At 62.0% G+C, this 23285-nt stretch carries 34 protein-coding genes; 31 read left to right on the top strand and 3 right to left on the bottom strand.

Annotated features, from left to right (window positions below; translation table 11 throughout):
• The first annotated feature begins 9 nt into the window (after positions 1-9).
• The 28 genes from rplB to truA all read left to right on the top strand — a co-directional run bounded on the left by rplB (position 10) and on the right by truA (position 16213).
• Positions 10-846 carry a 50S ribosomal protein L2 gene (gene rplB, locus ATN38_RS26510; RefSeq protein WP_003940895.1) on the top strand — a complete coding sequence of 279 codons (837 nt, stop codon included), beginning with the start codon at positions 10-12 and terminating at the stop codon, positions 844-846.
• Between the two features lie 13 nt (positions 847-859).
• The gene (gene rpsS / locus ATN38_RS26505; RefSeq protein ID WP_003940820.1) at positions 860-1141 is read left to right on the top strand and encodes a 30S ribosomal protein S19; all 282 of its coding nucleotides are present in this window, start codon (positions 860-862) and stop codon (positions 1139-1141) included.
• Positions 1138-1542 (top strand): 50S ribosomal protein L22, encoded by a 405-nt coding sequence (gene rplV, locus ATN38_RS26500; protein ID WP_003940717.1) that lies wholly within the window; start codon positions 1138-1140, stop codon positions 1540-1542. The genes rpsS and rplV overlap by 4 nt, the downstream gene beginning before the upstream one ends.
• A complete protein-coding gene (gene rpsC, locus ATN38_RS26495) occupies positions 1542-2348 on the top strand; it encodes a 30S ribosomal protein S3 (protein WP_003941003.1) in 807 nt (268 codons plus the stop codon). Before rplV ends, rpsC begins: the two co-directional genes overlap by 1 nt.
• 3 nt (positions 2349-2351) lie before the next feature.
• Entirely contained in the window at positions 2352-2768 is a 417-nt protein-coding gene (gene rplP / locus ATN38_RS26490; RefSeq protein ID WP_003940899.1) for a 50S ribosomal protein L16, read from the top strand.
• The gene (gene rpmC, locus ATN38_RS26485) at positions 2768-3004 is read left to right on the top strand and encodes a 50S ribosomal protein L29 (protein WP_003940734.1); all 237 of its coding nucleotides are present in this window, start codon (positions 2768-2770) and stop codon (positions 3002-3004) included. The genes rplP and rpmC overlap by 1 nt, the downstream gene beginning before the upstream one ends.
• Complete coding sequence (rpsQ, locus tag ATN38_RS26480) at positions 3001-3282, top strand: 30S ribosomal protein S17 (RefSeq protein ID WP_003941020.1); 282 nt, start codon at positions 3001-3003, stop codon at positions 3280-3282. Before rpmC ends, rpsQ begins: the two co-directional genes overlap by 4 nt.
• Positions 3283-3628: 346 nt before the next feature.
• The gene (gene rplN, locus ATN38_RS26475) at positions 3629-3997 is read left to right on the top strand and encodes a 50S ribosomal protein L14 (RefSeq protein WP_003940951.1); all 369 of its coding nucleotides are present in this window, start codon (positions 3629-3631) and stop codon (positions 3995-3997) included.
• Positions 3997-4314: a 50S ribosomal protein L24 gene (gene rplX, locus ATN38_RS26470; RefSeq protein ID WP_003941019.1), complete on the top strand. Its 318-nt coding sequence runs from the start codon at positions 3997-3999 to the stop codon at positions 4312-4314. Before rplN ends, rplX begins: the two co-directional genes overlap by 1 nt.
• A 1-nt stretch (position 4315) precedes the next feature.
• Complete coding sequence (gene rplE / locus ATN38_RS26465; protein ID WP_003940924.1) at positions 4316-4882, top strand: 50S ribosomal protein L5; 567 nt, start codon at positions 4316-4318, stop codon at positions 4880-4882.
• A 4-nt stretch (positions 4883-4886) separates the two neighbouring features.
• A complete protein-coding gene (locus tag ATN38_RS26460; RefSeq protein WP_003940698.1) occupies positions 4887-5072 on the top strand; it encodes a type Z 30S ribosomal protein S14 in 186 nt (61 codons plus the stop codon).
• A 451-nt stretch (positions 5073-5523) separates the two neighbouring features.
• Positions 5524-5922, top strand: coding sequence for a 30S ribosomal protein S8 (gene rpsH, locus ATN38_RS26455; protein WP_003940873.1), 399 nt, complete (start codon positions 5524-5526; stop codon positions 5920-5922).
• 14 nt (positions 5923-5936) lie between these two features.
• Positions 5937-6476, top strand: coding sequence for a 50S ribosomal protein L6 (gene rplF / locus ATN38_RS26450; protein WP_003940970.1), 540 nt, complete (start codon positions 5937-5939; stop codon positions 6474-6476).
• 1 nt (position 6477) lies between these two features.
• Positions 6478-6885 carry a 50S ribosomal protein L18 gene (gene rplR, locus ATN38_RS26445; RefSeq protein WP_003940996.1) on the top strand — a complete coding sequence of 136 codons (408 nt, stop codon included), beginning with the start codon at positions 6478-6480 and terminating at the stop codon, positions 6883-6885.
• A gap of 31 nt (positions 6886-6916) precedes the next feature.
• Positions 6917-7588, top strand: a complete 672-nt coding sequence (rpsE, locus tag ATN38_RS26440) for a 30S ribosomal protein S5 (protein ID WP_003940718.1) — start codon at positions 6917-6919, stop codon at positions 7586-7588.
• On the top strand, positions 7588-7767 hold the full coding sequence (rpmD, locus tag ATN38_RS26435) for a 50S ribosomal protein L30 (RefSeq protein ID WP_003940751.1): 180 nt from the start codon (positions 7588-7590) through the stop codon (positions 7765-7767). Before rpsE ends, rpmD begins: the two co-directional genes overlap by 1 nt.
• Before the next feature lie 2 nt (positions 7768-7769).
• The gene (gene rplO, locus ATN38_RS26430; protein ID WP_003940829.1) at positions 7770-8213 is read left to right on the top strand and encodes a 50S ribosomal protein L15; all 444 of its coding nucleotides are present in this window, start codon (positions 7770-7772) and stop codon (positions 8211-8213) included.
• A 276-nt stretch (positions 8214-8489) separates the two neighbouring features.
• Positions 8490-9809 carry a preprotein translocase subunit SecY gene (gene secY, locus ATN38_RS26425; protein ID WP_003940773.1) on the top strand — a complete coding sequence of 440 codons (1320 nt, stop codon included), beginning with the start codon at positions 8490-8492 and terminating at the stop codon, positions 9807-9809.
• A complete protein-coding gene (locus ATN38_RS26420; protein ID WP_003940868.1) occupies positions 9806-10351 on the top strand; it encodes an adenylate kinase in 546 nt (181 codons plus the stop codon). Before secY ends, ATN38_RS26420 begins: the two co-directional genes overlap by 4 nt.
• Complete coding sequence (map, locus tag ATN38_RS26415; protein WP_003940806.1) at positions 10351-11148, top strand: type I methionyl aminopeptidase; 798 nt, start codon at positions 10351-10353, stop codon at positions 11146-11148. The genes ATN38_RS26420 and map overlap by 1 nt, the downstream gene beginning before the upstream one ends.
• A 313-nt stretch (positions 11149-11461) precedes the next feature.
• On the top strand, positions 11462-11683 hold the full coding sequence (gene infA / locus ATN38_RS26410; RefSeq protein WP_003418601.1) for a translation initiation factor IF-1: 222 nt from the start codon (positions 11462-11464) through the stop codon (positions 11681-11683).
• Positions 11684-11773: 90 nt separating this feature from the next.
• Positions 11774-11887 (top strand): 50S ribosomal protein L36, encoded by a 114-nt coding sequence (gene rpmJ / locus ATN38_RS26405; protein WP_003938068.1) that lies wholly within the window; start codon positions 11774-11776, stop codon positions 11885-11887.
• A gap of 250 nt (positions 11888-12137) precedes the next feature.
• Positions 12138-12512 carry a 30S ribosomal protein S13 gene (gene rpsM, locus ATN38_RS26400; RefSeq protein ID WP_003940834.1) on the top strand — a complete coding sequence of 125 codons (375 nt, stop codon included), beginning with the start codon at positions 12138-12140 and terminating at the stop codon, positions 12510-12512.
• Entirely contained in the window at positions 12512-12925 is a 414-nt protein-coding gene (rpsK, locus tag ATN38_RS26395; RefSeq protein WP_003940683.1) for a 30S ribosomal protein S11, read from the top strand. The genes rpsM and rpsK overlap by 1 nt, the downstream gene beginning before the upstream one ends.
• A gap of 22 nt (positions 12926-12947) precedes the next feature.
• A complete protein-coding gene (rpsD, locus tag ATN38_RS26390) occupies positions 12948-13553 on the top strand; it encodes a 30S ribosomal protein S4 (protein WP_003940769.1) in 606 nt (201 codons plus the stop codon).
• Between the two features lie 120 nt (positions 13554-13673).
• The gene (locus ATN38_RS26385) at positions 13674-14735 is read left to right on the top strand and encodes a DNA-directed RNA polymerase subunit alpha (RefSeq protein WP_003941016.1); all 1062 of its coding nucleotides are present in this window, start codon (positions 13674-13676) and stop codon (positions 14733-14735) included.
• A 29-nt stretch (positions 14736-14764) separates the two neighbouring features.
• Complete coding sequence (gene rplQ, locus ATN38_RS26380) at positions 14765-15322, top strand: 50S ribosomal protein L17 (RefSeq protein ID WP_007728580.1); 558 nt, start codon at positions 14765-14767, stop codon at positions 15320-15322.
• Positions 15323-15328: 6 nt separating this feature from the next.
• A complete protein-coding gene (gene truA, locus ATN38_RS26375; protein ID WP_209920777.1) occupies positions 15329-16213 on the top strand; it encodes a tRNA pseudouridine(38-40) synthase TruA in 885 nt (294 codons plus the stop codon).
• A 57-nt stretch (positions 16214-16270) separates the two neighbouring features.
• Here truA and ATN38_RS26370 read toward each other — a convergent pair whose 3' ends face one another.
• Positions 16271-17413 (bottom strand): acyl-CoA dehydrogenase family protein, encoded by a 1143-nt coding sequence (locus tag ATN38_RS26370; protein WP_019747558.1) that lies wholly within the window; start codon positions 17411-17413, stop codon positions 16271-16273.
• A 57-nt stretch (positions 17414-17470) separates the two neighbouring features.
• On the opposite strand from ATN38_RS26370, the gene ATN38_RS26365 reads away from it, so the two are divergent.
• The gene (locus ATN38_RS26365) at positions 17471-18049 is read left to right on the top strand and encodes a TetR/AcrR family transcriptional regulator (RefSeq protein ID WP_007728583.1); all 579 of its coding nucleotides are present in this window, start codon (positions 17471-17473) and stop codon (positions 18047-18049) included.
• A 22-nt stretch (positions 18050-18071) separates the two neighbouring features.
• Entirely contained in the window at positions 18072-18629 is a 558-nt protein-coding gene (locus ATN38_RS26360; RefSeq protein WP_193595449.1) for an NADPH-dependent FMN reductase, read from the top strand.
• 16 nt (positions 18630-18645) lie between these two features.
• On the opposite strand, the gene eccE is transcribed toward ATN38_RS26360, so the two are convergent.
• Complete coding sequence (gene eccE / locus ATN38_RS26355) at positions 18646-20286, bottom strand: type VII secretion protein EccE (RefSeq protein ID WP_218748976.1); 1641 nt, start codon at positions 20284-20286, stop codon at positions 18646-18648.
• Positions 20287-20383: 97 nt separating this feature from the next.
• Between eccE and eccB the strand changes: the two genes are divergently transcribed.
• Complete coding sequence (eccB, locus tag ATN38_RS26350) at positions 20384-21850, top strand: type VII secretion protein EccB (protein ID WP_218748974.1); 1467 nt, start codon at positions 20384-20386, stop codon at positions 21848-21850.
• A 14-nt stretch (positions 21851-21864) separates the two neighbouring features.
• On the opposite strand, the gene mycP is transcribed toward eccB, so the two are convergent.
• On the bottom strand, positions 21865-23277 hold the full coding sequence (gene mycP, locus ATN38_RS26345) for a type VII secretion-associated serine protease mycosin (RefSeq protein ID WP_218748973.1): 1413 nt from the start codon (positions 23275-23277) through the stop codon (positions 21865-21867).
• Between the last annotated feature and the right edge of the window lie 8 nt (positions 23278-23285).

Genomic DNA, 23285 nt, shown 5'->3' with positions numbered 1-23285 from the left:
AGAAGACTCATGGCAATCCGTAAGTACAAGCCGACAACACCGGGCCGTCGTGGCTCGAGCGTCTCGGACTTCGCCGAGATCACTCGGTCGACCCCCGAGAAGTCGCTGGTTCGCCCGCTGCACGGTCGCGGTGGACGTAACGCACACGGTCGTATCACCACCCGTCACAAGGGTGGCGGACACAAGCGTGCATACCGACTGATCGATTTCCGTCGCAACGACAAGGACGGCATCCCGGCAAAGGTCGCTCACATCGAGTACGACCCCAACCGCACAGCAAACATCGCACTCCTGCATTACGCAGACGGTGAGAAGCGCTACATCATCGCCCCCAAGGGCCTGGTGCAGGGTTCACCGGTCGAGTCCGGTGCAGGCGCCGACATCAAGCCGGGCAACAACCTGCCGCTGCGCAACATCCCGACTGGTACCACCATCCACGGTGTGGAACTGCGTCCCGGCGGCGGAGCCAAGATGGCTCGTTCCGCAGGCGCCAGCATCCAGCTCCTCGGTAAGGAAGGCAGCTACGCCACGCTGCGTATGCCTTCCGGTGAAATCCGTCGCGTCGACGTGCGCTGCCGCGCATCCGTCGGCGAGGTCGGCAACGCCGAGCAGTCGAACATCAACTGGGGCAAGGCCGGCCGTATGCGTTGGAAGGGCAAGCGCCCGACCGTTCGTGGTGTCGTGATGAACCCGGTCGACCACCCGCACGGTGGCGGCGAGGGCAAGACCTCAGGTGGACGCCACCCGGTCAGCCCGTGGGGTAAGCCTGAAGGCCGTACCCGCAAGAACAAGGCAAGCGACAAGATGATCGTCCGTCGCCGCCGCACCGGCAAGAACAAGCGCTAGGAGGGAGTGAAGGATGCCACGCAGCCTTAAGAAGGGCCCGTTCGTCGATGACCACCTCCTCGCGAAGGTGGATGTACAGAACGAAAAGGGAACCAAGCAGGTCATCAAGACCTGGTCCCGTCGTTCGACAATCATCCCGGACTTCATCGGCCACACGTTTGCAGTTCACGACGGCCGCAAGCACGTCCCCGTGTTCGTTTCCGACTCCATGGTCGGACACAAGCTCGGAGAGTTTGCACCGACCCGCACGTTCAAGGGTCACATCAAGGATGATCGGAAGGCGAAGAGGCGATGAGCAACACCGAAACCGCCAACCCGACTGCCAAGGCTGTAGCGAAGCACGTTCGCGTCACGCCGATGAAGGCACGTCGAGTTGTGGACCTGGTCCGCGGGCGCTCGGTTGAAGACGCCCTGAACATCCTGAAGTTCGCGCCGCAGGCAGCGAGCGAGCCGGTCGCCAAGGTGATCGCCTCCGCAGCAGCCAACGCCGAGAACAACCTCGACCTCGACCCCAGCACGCTTGTCGTTGCTACGGCGTTCGTGGACGAGGGCGCGACCCTCAAGCGGTTCCAGCCGCGTGCACAGGGACGTGCGTTCCGTATTCGCAAGCGCACCAGTCACATCACCGTGATCGTGGAGAGCCTGCCGAAGACCGGAACATCGACCCGTAATCGCCGGAAGGGAAGTGCTCAGTAGTGGGCCAGAAAATCAACCCGCACGGCTTCCGTCTCGGCATCACCACCGACTGGAAGTCTCGCTGGTACGCAGACAAGCAGTACGCGGAGTACGTCAAGGAAGACGTCGCGATCCGTAAGCTCCTCGCCACCGGCATGGAGCGCGCAGGAATCGCGAAGGTCGAAATCGAGCGCACCCGTGACCGTGTTCGCGTGGACATCCACACTGCACGTCCGGGCATCGTCATCGGCCGCCGCGGCGCCGAAGCCGATCGCATCCGCTCCGAGCTCGAGAAGCTGACCGGCAAGCAGGTTCAGCTGAACATCCTCGAGGTCAAGAACGCAGAAGCTGAAGCACAGCTCGTCGCACAGGGTGTGGCCGAGCAGCTCTCGAACCGCGTTGCCTTCCGTCGTGCAATGCGCAAGGCCATCCAGTCGGCCATGCGTCAGCCCAACGTCAAGGGAATCCGCGTTCAGTGCTCCGGTCGTCTCGGCGGCGCCGAGATGTCCCGGTCGGAGTTCTACCGCGAAGGCCGTGTGCCGCTGCACACGCTTCGTGCGGACATCGACTACGGCCTCTACGAGGCCAAGACCACCTTCGGTCGCATCGGCGTCAAGGTCTGGATCTACAAGGGCGACATCGTCGGTGGCAAGCGTGAGCTCGCCGCCAACACGGCCGCACCGGCCGGGGATCGCCCGCGTCGTGAGCGTCCGAGCCGTCCGCGTCGTTCCGGTGCCACCGGTACCACTGCGACCAGCACCGAGGCCGGCCGCGCAGCGACCGCAACCGCCGATGCTCCCGCAACTGAACAGAATCAGGAGGGCTGACGCATGTTGATCCCACGGCGGGTCAAGCACCGCAAGCAGCACCACCCGAGCCGTTCGGGTGCCGCCAAGGGCGGTACCCAGGTGACCTTCGGTGACTACGGCATCCAGGCTCTCGAGCCTGCCTACATCACCAACCGGCAGATCGAGTCCGCTCGTATCGCCATGACTCGGCACATCAAGCGTGGCGGCAAGATCTGGATCAACATCTTCCCGGATCGTCCCCTCACGAAGAAGCCGGCCGAAACCCGAATGGGTTCCGGTAAGGGTTCGCCCGAGTGGTGGATTGCCAACGTCAAGCCCGGACGCGTTCTGTTCGAGATGACATACCCCAACGAGGAGATTGCTCGTGAGGCCCTGCGCCGCGCGATGCACAAGCTCCCGTGCAAGTGCCGGATCGTGACCAGAGAGGAGCAGTTCTGATGGCTACTGGAACCCCAGCAGCAGAGCTCCGCGAGCTCAGTGAAGACGAGCTGGTCACCCGGCTCCGTGAGTCGAAGGAAGAGCTTTTCAACCTTCGTTTCCAGATGGCTACCGGCCAGATGGACAACAACCGACGACTGCGCACCGTTCGTCACGAGATCGCGCGCATCTACACCGTCCTGCGTGAGCGTGAGCTCGGACTCGCTGTGGGTCCGGATGCAGGTGACGCGGCATGAGTGAGGAAAAAGCAGTGAGCACAGAAGAGCGCGCGAGCCGTAAGGTCCGTGTCGGATACGTCGTGTCCGACAAGATGGAAAAGACGATCGTGGTCGAGCTCGAAGACCGCGTCAAGCACAAGCTCTACGGCAAGATCATCCGCCGTACGACCAAGGTGAAGGCGCACGACGAGAACGGCGTTGCCGGCGTCGGCGACCGCGTTCAGCTGATGGAAACCCGTCCGCTGTCCGCGACGAAGCACTGGCGTCTGGTCGAGGTCCTCGAAAAGGCCAAGTAAGCCTGATCGAATCCTCGAGCTGATCGAGTATCACCGAATGGCCCGCTTCCCCTTGGGGGAGTGGGCCATTTGGCTTTCCGGGGGCTTTCGGGGCTTTCCGGGCGAAGGGTTCGAGTTGCGTCGAGTACGGCTGATTTGGTATTCGGTGAACCCTTCCCTACAATAGAACGGTTGCCTGTGGCAGAGGTGTGTCTTCACGTGCGCAGCTCGAACGGTGCTTGCAGTGATCGTCTCCCGACGTCAGTCGGTGGGACTGCAGCTCAGACACGACGCAGGTGGCAACAATGACCGCGCGCACCGGGTCGGTAATCCGTTGCGCACGAAATTCCAGGTCTAGGGAGATCAAGTGATTCAGCAGGAGTCGCGAGTTCGCGTCGCTGATAACACGGGTGCCAAGGAAATCCTTTGCATCCGCGTTCTCGGCGGTTCGTCACGTCGCTACGCCGGGATCGGTGACGTCATCGTCGCCACCGTCAAGGACGCAATCCCCGGTGGAAACATCAAGAAGGGTGAGGTCGTCAAGGCCGTCATCGTTCGCACGACCAAGGAGCGCCGTCGTCCGGACGGTTCCTACATCAAGTTCGACGAGAACGCTGCAGTGCTCATCAAGGCTGACAGTGATCCCCGTGGAACCCGCATCTTCGGACCCGTCGGCCGTGAGCTGCGCGAGAAGAAGTTCATGAAGATCGTTTCGCTTGCCCCGGAGGTGCTGTGATGAAGGTGCACAAGGGTGACACCGTTCTGGTCATCGCCGGCAAGGACAAGGGCGCGAAGGGCAAGGTCATTCAGGCCTACCCCGCGACCGACAAGGTCCTCGTCGAAGGCGTGAACCGAATCAAGAAGCACACCGCGGTTTCCGCGAACGAGCGCGGAGCATCCTCCGGCGGCATCGTCACGCAGGAAGCCCCGATCCACGTTTCCAACGTTGCAGTCGTCGACTCGGACGGAAACCCCACCCGCGTGGGCTACCGCACCGACGAAGAGTCCGGCAAGCGCGTTCGGATTTCCCGGAAGAACGGGAAGGACATCTGACATGACCTCCACCGAAAACAAGGTCCAGCCGCGCCTCAAGGCACGCTACCGCGCTGAGATCAAGGACGCGCTCAACAGCGAGTTCGACTACTCGAACGTCATGCAGATCCCCGGCGTCGTCAAGGTTGTCGTCAACATGGGCGTCGGCGACGCTGCCCGTGACGCCAAGCTGATCAACGGCGCTGTCCATGACCTGTCGCTGATCACGGGCCAGAAGCCCGAGATCCGCAAGGCACGTAAGTCCATCGCGCAGTTCAAGCTCCGCGAAGGTATGCCCATCGGTGCACGCGTCACCCTCCGTGGTGACCGCATGTGGGAGTTCCTGGACCGCCTCGTGTCTGTCGCTCTGCCCCGTATCCGCGACTTCCGCGGTCTCTCGGGCAACCAGTTCGACGGCAACGGCAACTACACGTTCGGCCTCAACGAGCAGTCGATGTTCCACGAGATCGACGTGGACAAGATCGATCGCCCCCGCGGCATGGACATCACCGTCGTGACCACCGCAACCAACAACGAAGAAGGCCGTGCACTGCTCAAGCACCTCGGCTTCCCGTTCAAGGAGAACTGAGCGCATGGCTAAGAAGGCATTGGTCAACAAGGCCAACAAGAAGCCCAAGTTCGCGGTTCGCGCCTACACCCGCTGCCAGCGGTGCGGTCGCCCGCACTCGGTGTTCCGCAAGTTCGGCTTGTGCCGTATCTGCGTTCGCGAGATGGCTCACGCCGGCGAGCTTCCCGGAGTTCGCAAGAGCTCTTGGTGATCTGAGGCCCTCGGGCTTCGTCACACCACGCATGTGAATGGGCGTGGGTTCCTTTGGAACCCACGCCCATTCGTGGTTTTCATCGAGATGTGAATCGTGCCGATCCTGAAAAGAACTGCCCCGCTGCGACTCTGGTTGAAAGCGATCATCGTTCGTCGGTGTCGTTCTTCGGTGCCGAACGAGCAGTTCAGATTTCGGGGTGCGTCGATAGCTTCCCGATCGCATCCTTCGGGCGGCAGTGGGGGAGGCGACATGGGATCCCGGTGGACACCTGCGCCAAAGTTCCCTACACTAGAGCGGTTGCCGTGGCTGACGCATGCGTTCAGCTCGGTGCGGTAACTTACGCCGTCTGACACAAGTCGGACGGCCCAGCCGAATTGCTGGAGGCCCACGATCGGATTCGTCCGGTGTTGCATGGGAACCACAGCGAGAAAGGTGTCGAGGTCGACCTATGACCATGACTGACCCCATCGCAGACTTCTTGACGCGTCTGCGCAACGCCAACACGGCGTACCACGATGAGGTGAAGCTTCCCCACTCGAAGATCAAGGCGAACATCGCCGAGATCCTCAAGCGCGAGGGCTACATCTCCGATTTCCGTACCGAAGACGCAGAGGTCGGCAAGACCCTCATCGTCGATCTGAAGTACGGTCCCAGCCGCGAGCGTAGCCTCGCCGGCGTGCGTCGCGTTTCCAAGCCCGGTCTCCGGGTTTACGCGAAGTCCACCAACCTGCCCAAGGTCCTCGGAGGCCTCGGCGTGGCCATCATCTCCACGTCGTCCGGTCTGCTCACCGATCGCCAGGCGGCCAATCAAGGAGTAGGCGGGGAAGTCCTCGCCTACGTCTGGTAAGGGAGGCCACCACAATGTCGCGTATTGGAAAGATTCCGGTCACCGTCCCCGCGGGCGTTGACGTCACGATCAGCGGCCAGGATGTCACCGTCAAGGGTCCCAAGGGCACCCTCGCGCTGACCATCTCCGAGCCCATCGCAATCGAAAAGGCAGAGGACGGCTCGCTGAGCGTCACGCGCCCCGACGACGAGCGTCGTAGCCGCGCGCTGCACGGTCTGTCGCGGACCCTGGTTGCGAACATCATCACCGGTGTCACCGAGGGTTACACGAAGAAGATGGAGATCCACGGTGTTGGTTACCGTGTGGCACTGAAGGGCAAGGACCTCGAGTTCGCGCTCGGCTTCAGCCACCCGGTGCCGATCGAGGCTCCTGAAGGCATCACCTTCGTCGTCGAGTCGCCCACCCGGTTCTCGGTGTCCGGCATCGACAAGCAGAAGGTCGGGCAGATCTCGGCCAACATCCGTCGTCTCCGTCGTCCGGACCCGTACAAGGGTAAGGGCGTGCGTTACGAGGGTGAGCAGATCCGCCGCAAGGTCGGAAAGACGGGTAAGTGATATGAGCCAGACTGCAAACCAGAAAGCCAAGCGGATTCCGCTGGGCAAGGATGCGTCCACCAAGCGTCGTCTCTCGAAGACGCGTCGTCACTTCCGTCTCCGCAAGAAGGTCTCCGGCACGCCCGAGCGTCCCCGCTTGGTCGTCAACCGGTCCTCGCGCCACATCCACGTCCAGCTCGTGGACGACCTGGCCGGCCACACCCTGGCCTCCGCGTCGACCATCGAAGCAGACGTGCGCGTGGCAGAAGGCGACAAGAAGGCTGCGAGCGCGAAGGTCGGTCAGCTGATCGCCGAGCGCGCCAAGGCTGCCGGCGTGGAAGCAGTTGTCTTCGACCACGGCGGACACGGCTACCACGGTCGCATCGCGGCCCTGGCAGACGCGGCTCGCGAAGGCGGGTTGAAGTTCTGATGACCAACATTTTCAACGGAAGGACAGCCTGATGCCGGGACGTCAAAGGCGTGACGGCGGAAGCGGACCCGCCGGACAGAATGGCCCCAACAGCGGTGACAACAGCAACGCTCGTGGGGACAACCGTGGTGGCGGCCGTGACCGTCGCGACGGTGGCCGTGGCGGAAACGCTGCGGAGAAGTCACAGTTCATCGAGCGCGTTGTCACGATCAACCGCGTTTCCAAGGTCGTCAAGGGTGGTCGTCGCTTCAGCTTCACCGCTCTGGTGATCGTCGGAGACGGCAACGGACTGGTCGGCGTCGGCTACGGAAAGGCCAAGGAAGTTCCCGCGGCCATCCAGAAGGGTGTCGAGGAGGCTCGCAAGAGCTTCTTCCGCGTCCCGATGATCGCCAACACCATCACTCACCCCGTTCAGGGTGAGGCTGCTGCCGGCATCGTCATGCTTCGCCCGGCAAGCCCCGGTACCGGTGTTATCGCCGGTGGCGCTGTGCGCGCCGTGCTGGAGTGCGCTGGTATCGCGGACATCCTGTCGAAGTCGCTCGGTAGCGACAACGCCATCAACGTCGTGCATGCGACCGTTGCTGCGCTCAAGGGTCTGCAGCGTCCCGAGGAAGTTGCGGCTCGCCGCGGCCTCACCCTCGAAGAGGTTGCACCCGCCGGCATGCTTCGCGCTCGCGCACAGGCTGCTGGGAGTGTGAAGTAATGGCAGATCTCAAGGTCACTCAGATCAAGAGCATCATCGGGACCAAGCAGAACCAGAAGGATTCTCTGCGCACGCTGGGTCTCAAGGGCATCCGTCAGACCGTTGTTCGTGAGGACAACGCACAGAACCGCGGTCTGATCAACGTGGTGCGCCACCTCGTAACAGTTGAGGAGGTCTAACCATGACCATCAAACTGCACCACCTGCGCCCCGCTCCGGGATCCAAGTCCAACAAGATTCGTGTTGGACGCGGTGAGGGCGGCAAGCGTGGTAAGACCGCAGGTCGCGGTACCAAGGGCACCAAGGCACGTAACACCGTGCGCGTGGGCTTCGAGGGTGGACAGATGCCGCTTCACATGCGTCTGCCCAAGCTCAAGGGCTTCACGAACCCGTTCCGCGTCGAGTACCAGGTCGTCAATGTCGGCGACATCGCCCGTCTGTTCCCCGAAGGTGGAGCAATCACGGTCGAGGATCTCGTCGCCAAGGGCGCAGTCCGCAAGAACCAGCTCGTCAAGGTTCTGGGCGACGGCGAACTGACAGTTGCCGTTCAGGTGACCGTCGACAAGTTCACCGGTTCCGCCAAGGAAAAGATTGCTGCTGCCGGTGGTTCCGCCACCGAGCTGTGAGTGATCACGCGTAGCTAGTCCGATGGCCGCAGCGCAGCGTTTGCTGCGGTGCGGCCATCGGCGTCTACGAGGTCGTGTCACAGGTACGAGGTCGTGTCACAGATTGGTCGTGCATGCTCGGACGGGCCAGTATTCTGGTCACCGAGTGGCAAATGTATCTTCGGCTTACCCGGTTTTCGTGGTCTGCCCGCCTAGTTCCCAAATGCTCACTGTTAGAGTTCAAAAGTTCGACAGGTCAAAACGATCTGTCTCCCTACCGTCGTGCCAGGAGGATCTTTGCTTTCCGCCTTCGTCTCGGCCCTCAGGACCCCAGACCTGAGGCGGAAGATCCTCTTCACCCTCGGCTTGGTGGCTCTGTATCGGGTCGGCGCTCTCATCCCGTCCCCAGGTGTCGACTACGGCCGTGTGCGTCAGTGCATCGATATCGCCAACTCCGGTGACTCAGCAGGTATCTACTCGCTGATCAACCTGTTCTCCGGCGGCGCTCTACTGCAGATGTCGATCTTTGCGATCGGCATCATGCCGTACATCACGGCGAGCATCATCGTGCAGCTCCTGACCGTGGTGATTCCGAAGTTCGAGGAACTTCGGAAAGAAGGCCAGTCCGGCCAGGCCAAGATGACGCAGTACACGCGTTACCTGTCCATTGCTCTGGCAATCCTGCAGTCGACCGGCATCGTCGCTCTTGCGGCACGCGGACAGTTGCTCCAGGGCTGTGACGACATCATCGCCGACAAGTCGATCTTCGGACTTGTCATCATCGTGCTGGTCATGACTGCCGGTGCTGCCATGGTCATGTGGTTCGGCGAGGTCATCACCGAACGTGGCGTCGGCAACGGTATGTCCCTCCTCATCTTCGCCGGTATCGCATCGCGTATCCCGAGCGAGGGCAAGGCAATCCTCGACAGCCGTGGTCCGCTGGTCTTCGCCTTCGTCTGCCTCGCAGCGCTGCTGATCATCGCCGGTGTCGTCTTCGTCGAGCAGGGTCAGCGTCGTATCCCGGTGCAGTACGCGAAGCGGATGGTCGGACGCAAGATGTACGGCGGATCCTCGACTTACCTGCCTCTGAAGGTGAACCAGGCCGGCGTCATCCCGGTGATCTTCGCGTCTTCACTGCTGTACCTCCCGAACTTGATTGCACAGCTGACTTCGGCCAGTACAGCGGTCGACCCCAGTTGGTGGCAGCGCCTCATCAACACCTACCTGGTGAATCCGGCCAACCCGGTGTACATCGCGATCTACTTCGGCCTGATCGTCTTCTTCACGTACTTCTACGTCGCCATCACCTTCAATCCCGAAGAGCGCGCCGACGAGATGAAGAAGTTCGGCGGCTTCATCCCCGGTATCCGACCCGGTCAGCCGACCGCGGACTACCTCAACTACGTGCTGAGTCGCATCACCCTTCCGGGTGCGATTTACCTCGGCACCATTGCTGTTCTGCCCAACCTGTTCCTCGACATCGGGAATGGCGGCGGCGCGCAGAACCTGCCGTTCGGTGGCACCGCGGTGCTGATCATGGTCAGCGTCGGCCTGGACACCGTGAAGCAGATCGAGAGTCAGCTAATGCAGCGTAACTATGAAGGGTTCCTCAAGTGAGACTTGTCCTCCTTGGTCCTCCCGGTGCCGGCAAGGGCACCCAGGCCGCTATCTTGTCCGAGAAGTTCGGCGTTCCCCATATCTCCACGGGTGATCTCTTCCGCGCGAACATCGGTCAGGCCACCGCTCTCGGTGTGGAAGCAAAGAAGTACATCGACGCCGGCGAACTCGTACCGAGCTCGATCACCAACGACATGGTGAAGGCTCGCGTCGCAGAACCGGACGCAGCAAACGGTTTCCTTCTCGACGGATTTCCGCGCTCGGTCGAACAGGCTCAGGCACTCGAGGGAATCTTGAAGGATCTCGACACCAAGCTCGACGGTGTCCTCTCCTTCGTCGTCGACGAGGACATCGTGGTCGAGCGTATGCTCGCCCGCGGTCGTGCAGACGACACCGAGGACGTCATTCGCAACCGACTCCGGGTCTACCGCGACGAGACGTCACCGCTGTTCGATTACTACAAGGACAGCATCGTCTCCGTCGACGCGATCGGCGAGGTCGAAGAGGTCAACGCTCGCGCACTGGCAGCGTTGGGTAAGTAATGGTCTTCGGGCGCAAACGCAAGGTTGTTCCGTTCCGCTCCGCGGGCGAACTCGACGCGATGGCTGCTGCCGGCGCGATCGTGGGTTCGGCGCTGGTGGCGGTTCGCGCTGCGGCGAAGCCCGGTGTCAGCACTTTGGAATTGAACGCGGTCGCTGAATCCGTCATTCGTGACGCCGGCGCCGTGCCCTCGTTCCTCGGGTACCACGGCTTCACCGGCTCGATCTGCTCTTCGGTCAACGATCGCGTCGTTCACGGAATCCCTTCAGCTCAGGACATCCTGGCTGAAGGCGACCTGGTTTCCATCGACTGTGGCGCGATCCTCGACGGATGGCACGGTGACTCCGCTTGGACGTTCGGTGTCGGTGAGATCAGCGTCGCCGATCAGGAGCTCAGCGAAGCCACTCGGCTTTCCATGGAAGCCGGGATCGCGGCAATGATCGCCGGCAACCGTCTGACGGATGTTTCGCACGCGATCGAGGTCGGTACTCATGCCGCCGAGAAGTTGCACGGTCGTTCCTACGGCATCGTCGACGGATACGGCGGACACGGAATCGGCCGGGAAATGCACATGGATCCGTTCCTCGCCAATGAAGGTGCCCCGGGTAAGGGTCCTGAACTGGTTGTCGGATCTTGCCTGGCGATTGAGCCGATGCTCACGCTCGGCACCACCGACACGGTGATTCTCGACGACGACTGGACCGTTGTGACGACCGACGGGTCCCGTGCGGCGCACTGGGAACACACTGTCGCAGTGACCGAAGACGGTCCGCGGATTCTGACACTCCGGCCGGAGTAGTCGACACAGTCGCTGACAAGTGTTGGCAGCGAGCATGATTCATGTTCGAGAAGTCCCAGCCTCATTTCGAGGCTGGGACTTTTTCGGTGGGGGAGCGGTGTGTGTCGTCACCCTGACCGGAGGCGCATTTGGCCTGGTCGTTTACATCGCGTAACATGGCTAGGCGGTGCGCTATGCGCGTCGATAGTTCGTGTGCCTACGCCTGGATCGCTCCGGGATCGGGCTTTCGAACTGCCGACGATCTTTCCATTGCGTGCCAATGTAACGGAAGCCGATGCACGAAGCATGCCAAACCAAACGGATCGCGGAGGATATGGCTAAGAAAGACGGGGCCATCGAGGTCGAAGGACGAGTAGTCGAGCCGCTGCCCAATGCGATGTTCCGCATTGAGCTCGAGAATGGCCACAAGGTCCTCGCCCACATCAGCGGAAAGATGCGTCAGCACTACATTCGCATCCTCCCGGAAGATCGCGTTGTCGTAGAGCTCTCGCCCTACGATTTGTCGCGCGGACGCATCGTTTACCGCTACAAGTAACGAACTTCCCGGACCTGACCTGGGTCAGGGAGAAGTATGTCTGCCGCGGTTCATCGCGGCGGGCTGCGACAAAACAGGAGATCAGAAGACGTGAAGGTTCAGCCGAGCGTCAAGAAGATCTGCGAGAAGTGCAAAGTGATTCGCCGTAACGGTCGAGTCATGGTGATCTGCGAGAACCTGCGTCACAAGCAGCGTCAGGGCTAGATCTAGCTTTTCGAAGATCTGCTTGGCAACAAGCAAAGAAGACCTCCCAGTACCAGCCATTGTTGACGAGACCCCACGCGATCGTTCACCGATCGCCAAGGTCGGACAATGGTTCACCCCCGGCACGGAGGCCGGGGCCCCACTGAGTTAGTTGATGAGATCATCTGCGCCTTCGGGCGTCGGTACTCGGCAAGAGGCACAGGGGAAGGGCTGGGAGCAGACCTCCGCACACCGATAAGGAAATGCCACCATGGCACGTCTCTCTGGTGTTGATCTTCCTCGCGAAAAGCGCATGGAGATCGCACTGACATACATCTACGGCATCGGCCGTACCCGCTCCAAGGAAATCCTTGACGCCACCGGCGTCAGCCCGGATCTCCGGAGCAAGGACCTCTCGGACGAGGACCTGGCAAAGCTCCGCGAGTACATCGAGGAGTCGCTCAAGGTCGAGGGTGACCTTCGCCGCGAGGTTCAGGCCGACATCCGTCGCAAGATCGAGATCGGCTGCTACCAGGGCCTGCGCCACCGTCGTGGTCTGCCCGTGCGTGGTCAGCGCACCAAGACCAACGCCCGTACCCGTAAGGGTCCGAAGCGCACCATTGCCGGCAAGAAGAAGGCGAAGTAATGCCCCCGAAGTCACGTAGCACCGGTCCGAAGAAGACCCAGAAGACGCGTCGCAGGGATAAGAAGAACATCCCGCACGGCGCCGCTCACATCAAGAGCACCTTCAACAACACCATCGTGTCCATCACGGACCCCGCCGGAAATGTCATTTCCTGGGCGTCTTCGGGACACGTCGGCTTCAAGGGTTCGCGTAAGTCGACTCCCTTCGCCGCTCAGCTTGCTGCTGAGAGCGCTGCCCGTAAGGCGCAGGAGCACGGTGTCAAGAAGGTTGACGTCTTCGTCAAGGGACCGGGATCCGGTCGCGAGACCGCAATCCGTTCCCTCCAGGCCGCTGGCCTCGAGGTCGGCACCATTTCCGATGTAACCCCCCAGCCGCACAACGGCTGCCGTCCGCCCAAGCGGCGTCGGGTATAGCGGGAAGGATAGGTAGAAGAAAATGGCACGTTATACCGGACCCATCACCCGCAAGTCGCGTCGTCTGCGCGTTGACCTCGTTGGAGGCGACCAGGCATTCGAGCGTCGCCCGTACCCGCCCGGACAGCACGGCCGCGCGCGTATCAAGGAGAGCGAGTACCTGCTCCAGCTGCAGGAGAAGCAGAAGGCTCGCTTCACCTACGGCGTCATGGAGAAGCAGTTCCGCCTGTACTACAAGGAGGCGAACAACCGCCCCGGCAAGACCGGCGAGAACCTGCTTCGCATCCTCGAGTCGCGTCTCGACAACGTCGTGTACCGCGCGGGCCTCGCTCGCACGCGCCGTCAGGCACGTCAGCTGGTCACGCACGGTCACCTTCTCGTGAACAACAAGAAGGTCGACATCCCGAGCTACCGCGTCTCGCAGTACGACATCATCGATGTCAAGGAGAAGTCGCTCTCCACGCTTCCGTTCCAGGTTGCGCGTGAGACCGTCGGCGATCGCCCGGTTCCCGGGTGGCTGCAGGTTGTCGGCTCGCGTCTGCGGATCCTGGTTCACCAGCTTCCCGAGCGCGCGCAGATCGACATCGCTCTGCAGGAACAGCTCATCGTCGAGTACTACTCGAAGTAAGGCGCTTCGCACCCCGTGAGTGGTTGAGGAGTCTCCGGACTCCTCAACCACTCACAGGGCCGCAGGCCCTTTCCCATCGTGGGCGTCAAATAGTGGACGTCCGTACAGGAGGAAATACCAATGCTCATTTCTCAGCGACCCACGCTGACCGAAGAGGTCATCGCTGATAACCGCTCGAAGTTCGTCATCGAGCCCCTGGAGCCAGGTTTCGGGTACACGCTCGGCAATTCGCTGCGCCGCACGCTGCTCTCGTCGATCCCCGGCGCTGCTGTCACCAGCATCCGTATCGACGGCGTTCTCCACGAGTTCACCACCGTCCCGGGCGTGAAGGAAGATGTCACCGACATCATCCTGAACCTCAAGGGCCTCGTCGTGAACTCCGAAGAGGACGAGCCGGTCACCATGTACGTCCGCAAGCAGGGCCCCGGCGCTGTTACTGCGGGCGACATCGTGCCCCCGGCAGGCGTCACCGTGAACAACCCTGATCTGCACATCGCCACCCTGAACGACAAGGGAAAGCTGGAGATCGAGCTCGTAGTCGAGCGCGGTCGTGGCTATGTCCCCGCCGTTCAGAACAAGGCGTCCGGCGCAGAGATCGGCCGTATCCCGGTCGACTCGATCTACTCGCCGGTGCTCAAGGTCACCTACAAGGTGGAGGCCACTCGCGTCGAACAGCGCACCGACTTCGATCGGCTCGTTCTCGACGTGGAAACGAAGAACTCCATCACCGCACGGGACGCGCTCGCTTCGGCGGGCAAGACCCTGGTTGAGCTCTTCGGCCTGGCCCGTGAGCTGAACGTCGAAGCAGAAGGAATCGAGATCGGACCCTCGCCTGCCGAGGCCGATCACATCGCTTCCTTCGGACTCCCCATCGAGGATCTGGACCTCACGGTCCGCTCCTACAACTGCCTCAAGCGCGAAGGTGTTCACACCGTCGGTGAGCTTGTCGGCCGTACCGAGTCCGATCTGCTCGACATCCGCAACTTCGGACAGAAGTCCATCGACGAGGTCAAGGTCAAGCTGCATTCGCTCGGCCTGTCCCTCAAGGACAGCCCCGCATCCTTCGATCCCACCACCGTTGCCGGCTACGACGCCGCCACCGGAACGTGGAGTGACACTGATGCCGGTTCCTTCGGCGATGCCGAAGGTACCGAGGACTACGCCGAGACCGAACAGCTGTAGCAGCTCAGGTCCTTTACTAGGAGATCATCATGCCCAAGCCCAAGAAGGGTGCCCGCTTCGGCGGGTCGGCTTCCCACCAGAAGGCGATTTTCGCCAATCTGGCTACCGCGCTCTTCGAGCACGGTCGCATCACCACCACCGAGTCCAAGGCCAAGGCACTGCGCCCCTACGCCGAGAAGCTCGTCACGCACGCAAAGGCCGGCACGCTGGCTCACCGTCGTGAGGTGCTGAAGGTCATCCGCAACAAGGATGTCGTTCACACCCTGTTCGCCGAGATCGGCCCGTTCTACGCGGACCGTAACGGTGGATACACCCGCATCATCAAGACGATCCCCCGCAAGGGTGATAACGCTCCGATGGCAATCATCGAGCTCGTCAAGGAAAAGACCGTCACCTCCGAGGCTGACCGCGCTCGTCGCGTCAAGTCCTCGCAGGAAGCTCCCGCCGCAGAGAACGTCGTCGAGGCCGTAGAGGCCGACGCGACCGACGCTGAGGTCGAGAACGCTGACGCAGTCGTCGAGGCCATCGAGGACGAGACCGCAACTGCGGCCGACGCTCCCGAGGCCGAAGAGGCCAAGAAGGACTAGTCTCCCTTGGTTTCGGCACACGCTGAATCGAACGAGCCCGCCGCCCCCATCGGGGACGGCGGGCTCGTTCGATTGCGGCTCGACATCTCCTACGACGGCACCGACTTCTCGGGTTGGGCCCGCCAGACAGATCTGCGCACCGTGTGCGGTGAGATCGAAGACAAGTTGGGAACGGTGCTTCGACACCCGGTTCTGTTGACCGTTGCCGGTCGAACCGACGCCGGTGTCCACGCCACCGGTCAGGTAGCGCACGTCGACGTTCCGGGAGAGTTGCTCCCGGACGATCCGTCTCGACTCGTGCGCAGACTTGCACGATTTCTGCCCAAGGACGTTCGAGTCAAACAGATATCGGTGGTTCCGGGTGACTTCGATGCGCGCTTCTCCGCGATGCGACGCTATTACGAGTACCGGGTGACCAACGCGGCGTTCGGAGTGGAACCACTACGCGCACGCGACACCGTCTCGTATCCCAAACCACTCGATCTCGGAGCGATGCAGGATGCGTCGAATCGGCTGCTGGGTCTGCACAACTTCGCGGCATTCTGCAAGCGTCGAGAAGGCGCCACGACGGTGCGGGAGCTTCAGCGTTTCGACTGGACCCAAGTGGGCACGGTGTTCACGGCCTACGTGAATGCTGACGCATTCTGCTGGTCGATGGTTCGCAGTCTCGTCGGCGCAGTCCTCTCCGTCGGTGAGGGACGGCGCACGGCCGCCTGGGTGGCAGGTTTGCTCGACGAAACGTCGCGATCCAGTTCCATCCTCGTTGCGCCGGCGCACGGACTTTCGTTGGTCCGCGTGGACTACCCCGACTACTCGGAACTGGCTGCCCGCAACGCGATTACCCGTGAGACCCGCGAGATTCCGTCTTCGGGTGGATGCTGCGGCGACTGAACATCACCATGCAAAATGCCCTCCCACTCTGTGTGGGAGGGCATTCGTATCGGGGGGCTATCCCGCCAGTTGGCGCGCGATGACCAATCGCTGAATCTGGTTGGTGCCCTCGAAGATCTGCGTGATCTTGGCCTCGCGCATGTAGCGCTCGACGGGGAAGTCCTGGGTGTATCCGTACCCGCCGAATACCTGAACGGCGTCGGTGGTGACCTTCATTGCCGCGTCGGTGGCCACGAGCTTGGCGACGCTCGCGTTGCGTGAATACGGAACTCCGGCGTCGCGGCGGCGGGCTGCATCGAGGTAGGTGGCTCGCGCGGAGTCGACTGCGGCAGCCATGTCCGCGAGCACGAAACCGAGTCCCTGGTGATCGATGATCCGCTTGCCGAATGCCTTGCGCTCCTTCGCGTAAGCGACCGCGTCGTCGAGCGCGCCTTGAGCGATTCCGACGGCAACGGCAGCGATTCCGAGTCGGCCGGAGTCGAGAGCGCTGAAGGCAATCGGCAGCCCCTGGCCGCGCTGACCGATCAATCGCTCCTCAGGAATGAAGGCGTCGTCGTAGTTCGCGGAGGCAGTGGGGACCGCGCGTAGCCCCATCTTCTCTTCGGGTTTTCCGAAGCTGAGGCCTTCGGTGTCCTTGTCCACCAGGAGGCAGGAGACGCCGCGTGAACCGTCGTCACTGGTGCGTGCGAAGAGGTTGTAGAAGTCCGCCTTGCCGCCGTTGGTGATCCAGGCTTTCGAGCCGTTGACGCGGTAGCCGCCGTCGGTGGGCGTCGCCTTGCACGACAACGCGGCGGCGTCGGATCCGGCCTGCGCTTCGGAAAGGCTGTACGCGCCGATGGTGTTGCCGCCCAGCATGTCCGGTAGCCAGCGCTTCTTCTGTTCGTCGGTGCCGAATGTGAACAGCGGGAAGCACGACAGGCTGTGCACGCTCACCGCCACTGCAACCGCTGCCCAGCGTGAGGCGATCTCTTCGAGCACTTGGAGATACACCTCGTACGGCTGATCGCCGCCGCCGAACTCCTCGGGATACGGAAGGCTCAGCAGACCCGCCTGTCCGAGTGCGGGGAACACTCCGTCTGGATACTTCTCGGCCTTCTCGTATTCGTTGACCTTGGGCGCGAGTACCTTGTCCGCGACATCACGCGTCAGTTCGATGAGATCGCGAGCTTCTTGGCTGGGCATCAGGCGTTCGACGGGCACGGTCGGCTCCTAGCTAGGTAATAGTACTGAGAACGATACTGCAGTACTGTTGTAGGTATGGCAAGGCTGGTTCACAAGACGACTGCGCGCAGGGCAGAGTTGTTCGATCAACTGGTCGAACTGTTCTTGAGCGAGGGTTTCGCCCACCTCACGCTCGACGAGATCTCAGCTCGTCTGCACTGCTCCAAGAGCACCTTGTACACCGTGGCGGCCGGCAAAGAGGATCTGGTGCGGGCTGTGACAGTGCACTTCTTCCGGGCGGCGACCGATGCAGTGGAGAGTGCAGTCGCCGCCGAAACGGCCCCGCCTCGTCGAGTCGCGGTGTATCTCGAAGCAGTGGGTGATCGGCTGTCCGCGGCGTCCAGTCAGTTCATGGAAGACCTGGCCGAATCGGTGTCGGCGAGCCAGGTCTACGAGAAGAACACGTCGATCGCTGCTGATCGTGTGCGATCGCTCATCGTCGAGGGAGTCGATTCGGGCGCATTCCGGCAGGTACACGCATCATTTGTCGCCGATGCCGCTGCGGCGACGATGGTTCGGATCCAGCAACGCGCGGTCTACCGGGCAACTGGTCTGGACGATGCCAGCGCTTATCGGGAACTGGCAGCACTTATCACGGACGGGATCACTGCGTGATCAGTCGCTAGCATCGACGTTCATGGCACCTTTGAACGTCGAAGTCATCGTAGGTTCGGTCCGCGAGGGGCGAATGGGACGAGCAGTGGCGGACTGGTTTGTCGAGCGCGCAACCGCGAACCCGTCGTGGAACGTAACGGTGATCGACCTCAGAGAGCTATCGTTGCCCCAGGATTTCTCGGATTCACCTGCCACGGAGGTTTTCCGCCGGCGAATCGGGCGCGCCGACGCTGTTGTCGCCGTGACCTCCGAATACAACCACGGGTATCCGGCTGCTCTCAAGACCGCATTCGATTCGGTGAAACACGAGTGGCGTGCCAAGCCGATCGGATTCGTGTCCTACGGCGGGATTTCAGGTGGTGTTCGGGCCGTCGAGCAACTGAGGCAAGTGGTGGCGGAGTTGCACATGGTCTCGGTGCGTCAAAGCGTGACCATCCACCGGGTGCGTAAGCAATTCGGACACGAGCCGTACGGCGTCGATTCGATTGCGATCGATGCAAGCGAGAAGATGATTCGTGAATTGGATTGGTGGGGAAGCGGATTGCGGATGCAACGTGCAAGTGATCCCTATCCCGGCTGATCTCGGACATACGCGATCACGCCATCTGGTGAGCGTCGCCGGCTCGTGGACGGCCGATGAACGATGTCTCGGAAGCGATGGTCACCAGAGTCAGGTCGACGCGTGTACGGCCGGTTTCGACCGTGATCTTGTCACCGAGTGCGAATGGCTGGACTATCGAGATTTCAGGGTCGATCCGAGGCCATTGGCGTGGATGTCCGTACACATAGATTGCGGTCACGCCGGCACGCGGAGATAACCCCTCGACGCCGTCGAATACGACAGTGTTGAAGGCGCCCTCAGGCCCACCGCCCTGCCCGGACACGCGGAGTCGGTCAGGCACTCCCATCGAGTCGGTGAGCGCGGTCCACGCTTGCGGTCGATCGGTGTGGACGAGTACCAGTGCGCCGGTCGCGATGGCTCGAAAGATCAACTGCTGAGCCAGATAGAGTTCGCCGGCGACAAGAACGGTGTTGACGCCCGGCCCCGAAATTCTAGCCGCGACACCGTGCCCGTTTCGGTCCGAGCCGATGAGTTGGCCGCACCCGGCGAGAGGTAGAGCGAGTGAGTCGAGTGCACCCCCGTCCATGCGAACGTCCGGCGTGATGCCGTCCAGCGCGGCCAATGCGGTTGGCAAGTTGGTCAGCAATCCGTCGCGCTGGCGCCCACGTAGCGAGACCAAACCGGCCAGCGGTGCGTTCTCAGGTGGATTGCGCGTGGTGAAGCGACATGTCGCACTGACCTTCGCCTCTCCGCATTGTCCGGTGGGTCGTAACCGAATTGTCACGGACGTCCCGACCGTTGCCACTGCCCACACTCGGGTCAGGGTCGCAGTGGTGATGAAACGGGGTTCGATCCCAAATCCGACGTTGGACACGCCAGGCAAGGGGGTACTTCGCCACGTTTCGGTGACCTCGTGGCCGGCCACTCCTCTTGTCACCTGGGCAGTGGACGACGCGATCTCCGGTGCGGTCAGGATCCGCGCCTTGCACCCCGCTGAATCGAGCACCCGGATGACACGATTGGCGGCAACAGCTATCGCGCGGCCGGCGCCCTGTTCGCCCCCGCCCCGGCGTTCGACTGCTGCACCACCCTCCAGCGCGTCGAAACGTAGTGCAAGCCAAACACTTCTGGTGGCGGTGGCTGGTAGTGGTCCGATGAGACGTTCGTAGACTTCGGTGGCCGGCGTTCCCGACGCGGCGCGGTATCCGTGACTGACGATGTCGATGCCGGTGAGTGAGATGTCGTGCTGATAGAGACAATTGGCGAGGGCTGCCGTGGGCAGAAGGTGGGAAGCGTCGAACGAATGACGGCCGATCCTGGTCAGGTAGTCGCGTGGAGGAGCGATCTCGACGACAGCGACGAGCGAAGATCCGTCCACTCGGAGCCCGATGGACTGCTCGGAGGGAGTGTGAAAACTGACGATCGTGCTGCGGTCGACGTCCTTGCGGTGCAGATAGCGAAAGTACCTGACAATCCAGGACATTACCGACCAACCGCCCACATGAAGCAGCATTGATCCGGCAACCACACAACCGATTGCCAGCGCCCAGAACCAATCGAGCCCACTGGCCATCGCGATTCCGCCCGCACCGATTCCGAAAATCTGTGCCGGCACGAACTCGCGCGTCGAAATCCTGTGTGACGACGGCCAATGCTTCAACCGCGATCGGTCCACGGTTCCTCCCCGATACCTGACCTGCGAACTACCCGAAAATTTCCGCCCCAGCGGAACTGTACTGTGTCTTCGCAAGGGGATGTAAGGCACGGGGGGAATGATGGCTGCGACACCTACCACGCGCTGGCAGGTCAACGGGTACCGATTCTTGGTCAGGCGGATGGAACATGCGCTGGTCAGACGAGACGTGCGGATGCTTCACGATCCGATGCGATCACAGTCGCGCGCGTTCACCGTCGGAATAGTCCTCGCTGCACTGGGATTGGCGGGTTGCGCTGTACTCGCTCTGTTTCGGCCACAGGACAGAATCGGCGATGCAGAGATCGTCGTTGCAAAGGAATCGGGCGCGATGTTCGTCGCCATGGAGGGTACGTTTCGCCCTGTGCTGAACTTGGCCTCCGCACGACTGATTCTGGGTTCGCCAGGAAAACCGGCAATAGTCAAGGCATCCGAGGTCGAGGCGAAACCCCGGGGCGCGCTCGTCGGCATTCCCGGCGCACCGTCCGCGCTGCCGGAATCGGCCGACCCTACCAACGCCGCGTGGACGGTGTGCGATTCCGTCGGATCCGACGGGAGAAAATCGTTGACGACTTCGGTCCTGGTCGGCTCGTCCAATGTCGGCGAAAACACGACATATCTGACGAATGACCTTGCATTCCTGGTGAAGTCGGGTTTCGATCACTTTCTCGTGTACGACGGGAAGCGAGCGGAAATCGATGTGGACGATCCGGCGATCATGCGGGCTTTGGGCCTGGAAGGAGCACAGGCGCGACCGATCAGTATCGGATTCCTCAATTCGATTCCCGAAGTTCCGCGCATCGAGGCTCCGCGAATCCGCCAACTGGGATCGGCGCCCCGGTTTCCTCTGCAGAACAAGACTGTCGGCTCCGTCGTCCAGGTTTCGGTGGGTGCGGACCCGCAGTACTACGTGGTACTCGAGAACGGGATCCAGAAGATCGGTGCGGCGCTCGCCCAACTGATCTACTTCTCGGATTCGCAGGGCGCCACCGGGATCGCGAGCGTCACCCCTGATGCCATCAGTCGTATTCCCTCGGTGAGTGAGCTGGCCGTCGACTTGTTGCCGCGGGTGGTTCCGGAGATCGTCGATGATCACGGCGCACCTGTCGGCTGTCTGGAATGGGCTCCCTCACCTGCAGTCGAGGGCGGCGAAAGTAGTTCTGCAACGCTGAAACTTGTCGCTGGATTGCAGGTTCCGATCCCGGAGGGTGGCAAGTTGGTGTCCTTGGCGCAGGCGGACGGATCGGGTGACAATCTCGACAACGTCCATGTCGAACAGGGATTCGGCGGATTTGTTCAAGCGACCGGAATCGAGACGAACAGCACCAGGCACGACGGAGTGTTCTACGTAGCCGATACCGGTGTGAAGTACGGCGTACCGGACGAAACCTCCGCTCGCGCGCTCGGATTGACGCGAACGCCTGATCGCGCGCCTTGGCAGATGCTCGACCTACTTGCATCAGGTCCCGCGCTCGAGAAGAGCAATGCACTGATAGCTCACGACGGAATCGCCCCCGATACAGCGCCGGCCGCTCCGGTGAACTGAACACTGCTGACGGTTCAGGGATCGATGTTCTGGCGTTCGGGAAGATGCCGACGAATTACTCGACGAAGAGGCATCGATGCCAACAGCGTCAGTAGAGCGAGGGTGCCGACCGTTCCGGCTCCGACGAGTGCCGTGTCGCGAGATCGGTTGTCGGGGGTCGGCGGCGTGGGTAGGGGATCGATCGACACCGACTGATGGTTGACCTTGACGCGTTCTCCTGGGGCCAATTCGCCCGTCACTGCCGCAAGTGGATCGATGACGCCGTGACCGACGTAGGGATTCCAACCCTGCGCCGGAGCGTGGGCGGTGGCTTCGATACGTTGCATGACCTGAAGCGCAGTCAGTTCCGGGTGAACCGACCGGACCAGTGCGGCGGTCGCCGCGACAAAGGGCGCAGCGAAACTGGTCCCGTTGAACGACTGTACGGCGCCGTCGGAGCCGTACACCCCGTTGGTCAGACCGGGCGACGTCGGGTGAAGTGAGGTGATTCCGGTGCCGGGCGCCGCCACGTCGACCCATGGACCGCCGAGGCTGAAGGAACTGGCGGCGCCATTGGGGTCTACCGACCCCACTGTGAGGACATAGTCGTCGTACCAAGCCGGACTGGCAATCGTCACAACCGAGTTCCATGGATCGGCCAGGGGATTGAGGGGATCCGGCGGCGGATTCTGGTTCTTGCAACCTCCGGATCCGACGTTCCCTGCAGCTGCGACGACTACGACGTTCTTCGCGATCGTGGCGTATTCGATTGCAGCGCCGAGTCGTTGGTCGCTGATCCCGTCCCCGGCAGGCTTGCAGGCGACTTCGGAGATGTTGATGACGCTTGCACCCATGTCCGCAGCGTGACGGACGGCCGATGCCATGGTGTCGACGTTTCCGTACCCGGATGAGTTCTCGGCTACAGCAGGGTCTTCGCGTTGGCCGGCCACCGAGAAGGCGGCACTGGACTGCCTGATCGAAATTATCTGTGCGTCAGGCGCAGCTCCGGAGAATCCGGAACCCTCGACTTGCTGGGCGGCGATGAGTCCGGCCACGACAGTTCCGTGTGCGTCACAATCGTCGGTGCCGTCGGAGGTACCGACGTAATCACCGCCGCCGTCGAGCGATGGCAGCCGGGGATGTCTGCTGACACCGGTGTCGATGACAGCAATTCGCTGTCCTGCCCCTCTGGTGATCGGCCACACAGAATCGAATCCCAGATCTCGTTGAGAACGTGGAATGTCCGCACCGTCACCACCTGCCACGGCTGGGACGCACAGGGTTCGTTGTTCGGTGGGTTGTGGAGGTGCGGGCGGACCGTCCTCCGGCAGCATTACAGGATCGATGGGGGAGGGAACCGCGCTCGATGCGCCACCTGCCCCGGCGAGAACGCTGAAGGCAACGATCACGAGACTGGCGCAGATGTTTGTTGCCCGTCGAATCACCATCGATCACC

This window comes from Rhodococcus sp. FH8 (assembly GCF_019266085.1).
GTDB classification, from domain to species: Bacteria; Actinomycetota; Actinomycetes; order Mycobacteriales; family Mycobacteriaceae; genus Rhodococcus_F; species Rhodococcus_F qingshengii.
This window is presented reverse-complemented; position numbering and strand designations above follow the sequence as displayed.